This window comes from Rhizorhabdus sp., assembly GCF_018006725.1.
Lineage (GTDB): Bacteria > Pseudomonadota > Alphaproteobacteria > Sphingomonadales > Sphingomonadaceae > Rhizorhabdus.
Window position 1 is genome coordinate 1 of record NZ_JAGMXV010000319.1, and the last position, 4,617, is coordinate 4,617.

At 67.3% G+C, this 4,617-nt stretch carries 4 protein-coding genes; 2 read left to right on the forward strand and 2 right to left on the reverse strand.

Features of this window, described 5'->3' with window-relative positions:
* Both KAY22_RS24960 and KAY22_RS24965 read right to left on the reverse strand, forming a co-directional pair.
* A partial coding sequence (locus KAY22_RS24960) for an LON peptidase substrate-binding domain-containing protein (protein WP_296625826.1) occupies positions 1 to 1,370 on the reverse strand: 1,370 nt, incomplete at its 3' end.
* Positions 1,367 to 1,762 carry an Hsp20/alpha crystallin family protein gene (locus KAY22_RS24965; protein WP_198046083.1) on the reverse strand — a complete coding sequence of 132 codons (396 nt, stop codon included), beginning with the start codon at positions 1,760 to 1,762 and terminating at the stop codon, positions 1,367 to 1,369. The genes KAY22_RS24960 and KAY22_RS24965, both read right to left, overlap by 4 nt.
* A 277-nt stretch (positions 1,763 to 2,039) precedes the next feature.
* On the opposite strand from KAY22_RS24965, the gene KAY22_RS24970 reads away from it, so the two are divergent.
* Positions 2,040 to 3,527, forward strand: coding sequence for a carboxylesterase family protein (locus KAY22_RS24970; protein WP_296625827.1), 1,488 nt, complete (start codon positions 2,040 to 2,042; stop codon positions 3,525 to 3,527).
* A gap of 156 nt (positions 3,528 to 3,683) precedes the next feature.
* On the forward strand, positions 3,684 to 4,617 hold a 934-nt coding region (locus KAY22_RS24975), incomplete at its 3' end, for a TonB-dependent receptor plug domain-containing protein (RefSeq protein WP_296625828.1).

A 4,617-nucleotide genomic window follows, 5' to 3' on the forward strand; every position in this document is an offset into this window, starting at 1 on the left:
GACGGATCGCCCTGGACGCCGCGGCCCAGCTTGTCGATCTCGTCGAGCATCATCACGCAGTCGCGCGTGCCCGCCTTGCGGATCGCCTGGATGATGTTGCCCGGCAGCGCGCCGATATAGGTGCGCCGGTGGCCGCGTATCTCGGCCTCGTCATGGACGCCGCCCAGGCTGACGCGGACGAACTCGCGCCCCATCGCCTTGGCGATCGACTGGCCGAGCGAGGTCTTGCCGACCCCCGGGGGGCCCGCGAAGCACAGGATCGGCGCCTTGCTCTCAGGCGCCAGCTTGCGGACCGCGAGATATTCGATGATCCGCTTCTTGATCTTCTCCAGCCCATAATGGTCGGCGTCGAGCTGGGCCCGCGCCTCGGCGATGTCGATGTCCTTGTGCGCGGGCAGCGCCCAGGGCAGTTCGGTCAGCCAATCGAGATAGGTGCGGATGATGCCGTGCTCGGCCGCGCCGTCGGGCATGCGCTCCAGCCGGCGCAGCTCCTTCGTGGCCTGCTTCTCGACCTCTTCGGGCATGCCGGCTCCGGCGATGGCTTCCCTGAGTTCGGCGATCTCGGCCGAATTGCCCTCGTCCTCGCCGAGCTGGCGCTGGATCTCGGCCATCTGCTCGCGCAGCAGATGCTCGCGCTGGCGGTTGCCGAGCTTCTCCTGCACGCCCTTGCCGATCTCGGCCGACAGGCGCAGCACCTCGAGCCGCTGGGCGAGCAGCGCCATGACCTTGTCGAGGCGCGGCTGCAGCGCGACCGTCTCCAATATGTCCTGCTTCTCGTTGGCGCCGATATCGAGATAGGCCGCCGTCAGGTCGGCCAGCGCGCCGGGCGCCGCGATCGTGCGGATCGCGTCGGCCAGGCCCTGCGGCGCCTGCGGCAGCAGCCCCACCGTCTCCAGCGCCTGGTTGCGCAGGTTGATGAAGCGCGCCTCGACCTCGTTGCCCTCGGGTGCGGGCTCCTCGATGCGCTCGATCCGGGCGACGAGGAACGGCCAGCCGTCGAGGAATTCGACGACGCGGAAGCGTGTCTCGCCCTGGACGATCAGGTGATGGGTCTCGTCGGGCCCGGTGATGTAGCGCAGCACATTGGCGATGGTGCCCATGCGGTGCATGTCGAGCGGACCGGGCTCCTTGGCGTCGGCGTCGCGCTGGGCGAGCACGCCGACGGGGCGGCTCTCGCGAACCGCCGCCTGCGCCGCGTTGATCGACACCGGCCGGCCGATCGCCAGCGGCATCACCACCTCGGGGAACATCACGAAGTTGCGGACCGGCACGATGATCATCGCGTCGGCGGGAAGTTCGGGCAGGCGGGGACCGGCGTCGGTCCGTGCCTCCTGCGCCTCGATCGTCTTGCTGTCGGCCAGGTCGGTCATCGCCGCAGCCCTCCATTCACCTTGTTCAACGTCACGAGCAGGCATCCATGCACGCTCGACCGGCGAACCGAGTCATAGCGGCCCGGCGGCAGCGGCAGGCGTCGTTCGAACCGGCCTTGCGGGAGTTCGAGCCGATGGATCTTGGCGATGCGCAGTTCGGGAGGCAGGATCCGGTAGCCGCGGACGACCAGCACGCCGTCGTCGATGAACGCCTCGGTCTGGTCGAGGTCGACCCCGGGCAGCGCGACGAGCACGAGCAGTTCGCCCTCGGTCTCGAGCATGTCGGCCGGCGGCTCCCAACTGGGCGCGCCGCCGCTCGCCCGCGACGGGGCGAAGGCCTGCTGATGCAGGCGCTGCACGCGGTCGATCAGGTCGACGGCTTCCGCCCACATCCAATCCCGCGATCGGCCAGAATTCATGTGACGTCCTCTCTCGGCGGCCGGGGGTGTGCCGTGGGGCACGGCCGCTCCCCCGTAATAAGGAAACGCGGACCCGCAATTTCAAGCGGTGCCCGAAACGAGCCTAGCGTCCCGCCGTTCGACGCCGGGGAGCGTCCGAAGTTCCGGCCCGCAAGACGGGGCGCATCCAGATAGAGCCGGTCTGCACACTGCAATAGCGGGCACCGTGGTGCGTATATGCGTTAGGTAGAACGAAAATGTGCAGGAGATCATGATGGCTAGAGCGATCGTCGACACGACCGCTGGAACGGTGCGGGGAACAATCGAAGCGGGCGTTCGCCGCTTCCGCGGCGTTCCCTATGCGGCCGCGCCGGTGGGCGACCGTCGCTTCGCCGCCCCCGCGCCCGCCGAACCCTGGGAAGGCGTGCGCGACGCGGTCGACCCCGGCCCCAACGCCCCCCATCGGGTCAAGGCATTCCCCGGCCTCGACGTCACACCGCTGATCGGCAGCGGCTGGGTTCAGGGCGACTATTATTTGTCGGCCAATATCTGGACGCCCGAGGCCAATGGCGGCGGCCGGCCGGTGATGGTGTGGATCCACGGCGGCGGCTTCGTGATCGGCAGCAAGGACGTGTCGATCAGCGACGGCGCCGCCTTCGCCCGCGCCGGTCTGGTCTGTTTCGCGATCAACTACCGCATGGGCATCGACGGCTTCCTTCCAATCCCGGGCGTGCCCACCAATCTGGGCCTGCGCGACATGATCGCAGCGCTGCAGTGGGTGCGCGCGAATGCCGCGGCATTCGGCGGCGATCCGCGCAATATCACGGTGTTCGGCGAGTCCGCGGGCGCCATGGCGATCGCCGACCTGATCGCTTCCCCGCTCGCCAAAGGCCTGTTCCGCCGCGCTATCATCCAGAGCGGCCATGCCGGCATGACCCGCGAGATCCCGGTGATGCAGCGACTGGTCAAGAAGCTGGCCAAGCTGCTGCGGGTGACGCCCGACCGGGCCGGCTTCGCCAGCGTGGCGCCGGGCGATGCGCTCGACGCGGTCGAGCAGATATCGGCGCCGACCGCGCGGATCGACCTGCGCGATTCGAGGGGGCATGAGCCGATGTTCGGCCTCAGTCGCTTCGTGCCCGTCCATGGCGACGACGTCCTTCCGCTCCAACCGCTCGAAGCTTTGCGGCGCGGCGCGGGGAGCGATGTCGAGGTCCTGATCGGCACCAATGCGGAGGAGATGAATCTCTACCTCGTCCCCTCCGGGGTGCGCGACAAGATCGGTGGCCTGCTCGCGACATTCCTGCTCAGCCGATCGCAACCGGGCGCGCGCAGGGTGCTCAAGGCCTATGGCCTGGGGAAGCATGGCGTGAAGCCCGGACAGGCGCTGACCGACGCGATGAACGACCTCGTCTTCCGCTGGCCCGCGCGCCGTTTCGCCGAGGAGCATCAGGGCCGGACGCATATGTACGAGTTCGACTGGCGCTCGCCCGCCTTCAAGGGCGAGCTCGGCTCCTGCCACGCGGTCGAACTGCCCTTCGTGTTCGACACGCTCGCGACCGCGACGGGCGCGCAGGGCCTGGTCGGGGAAGCCCCGCCGCAGCAGCTCGCCGATCGCATGCATCGGCTTTGGGTCGACTTCGCCCGCGACGGCAACCTGCCCTGGTCGCCGTTCGACCGCGAGAAAAGGCTGGTCTATTCGATTTCGGACGGACTCGCCCGTTCCGAACCACGCCTGCCGGCGGCGACCTTTCTTCCTTGATTTCAGACACTTGATCGGGCCGGTCAATTGTCCGAGCCGATCGGCAAAGCCGGCGGTGCATCAGGACCTTTCTGAAAGGTAAGCTATCGGATAGGTCCTCTTCATTGGTTGGCGCCAGATCATCAAAGGTCGGCGCGTTTCAGGAGAGGACCACAGATGCGCTTCACCACCATGCTCGTCTCGGGATGTGCGTTCGTCGCGCTCGCCGCCTCGTCGGCCGTCGCGCAGCAGGCCGCCCCCGCCGCGGCCGAGGAAGCGACCGGCGATCAGGACATCATCGTCACCGCCCGCAAGCGCAACGAAACCCTTCTCGACGTTCCGGTCGCGGTGACCGCCCTTTCCGGCGACGTGTTGGCGAAGCGCAGCATCAACTCGGTCCGCGAGGCAGCCCTTCTGTCGCCGGGTCTGAACATCAACAGCGATGGTGCCGACCGCGCCTTCGTGTCGATCCGCGGCGTCGGCGTCACCATCCAAAGCACCGTGCAGCCGGGTGTCGGCCTGTTTGTCGACGGCATCTATCGTCCCAACACCGCCTATCTCAACAACCCGCTGAACGACGTCGAACGGATCGAGGTGCTGCGCGGCCCGCAGGGCACGCTCTACGGCAAGAATACGCTCGGCGGCGCGATCAACGTCATTACCCGCCAGCCGGGCAACGTCTTCGAAGCGCGCGGCATGGCGAGCTATGCCGGCCCCGACAACGCCTGGCAGGTCGGCGCTTCGGTGGCCGGACCGATCGTCGAAGACAAGCTGGCGGTCCGTGTCGCCGGGTCGCACCGCGAACAGGACGGCTTCATCAACAACGTCATAATCGGCGGCAAGTCGAACAAGTTCAACACCGACTCGATCAACGCCACCATCCGCGCGACGCCAACCGAAGACCTGACGATCACCATCGGCGGCTATTATGACTGGGTGAAAGGCACCGCTTTCCTCTATGCCCGCGTCACCGGCCCGACCGACTATCTGCGCACCAACCAGTTCAACGCGTTGGGTGTCGCCAATTACAAATATCGTGGCGTCAATGCGAAGATCGAAACCCCGATCGAAGCACTCGCCAGCAAGCTGACCCTTCAGGCAGCCTATGACC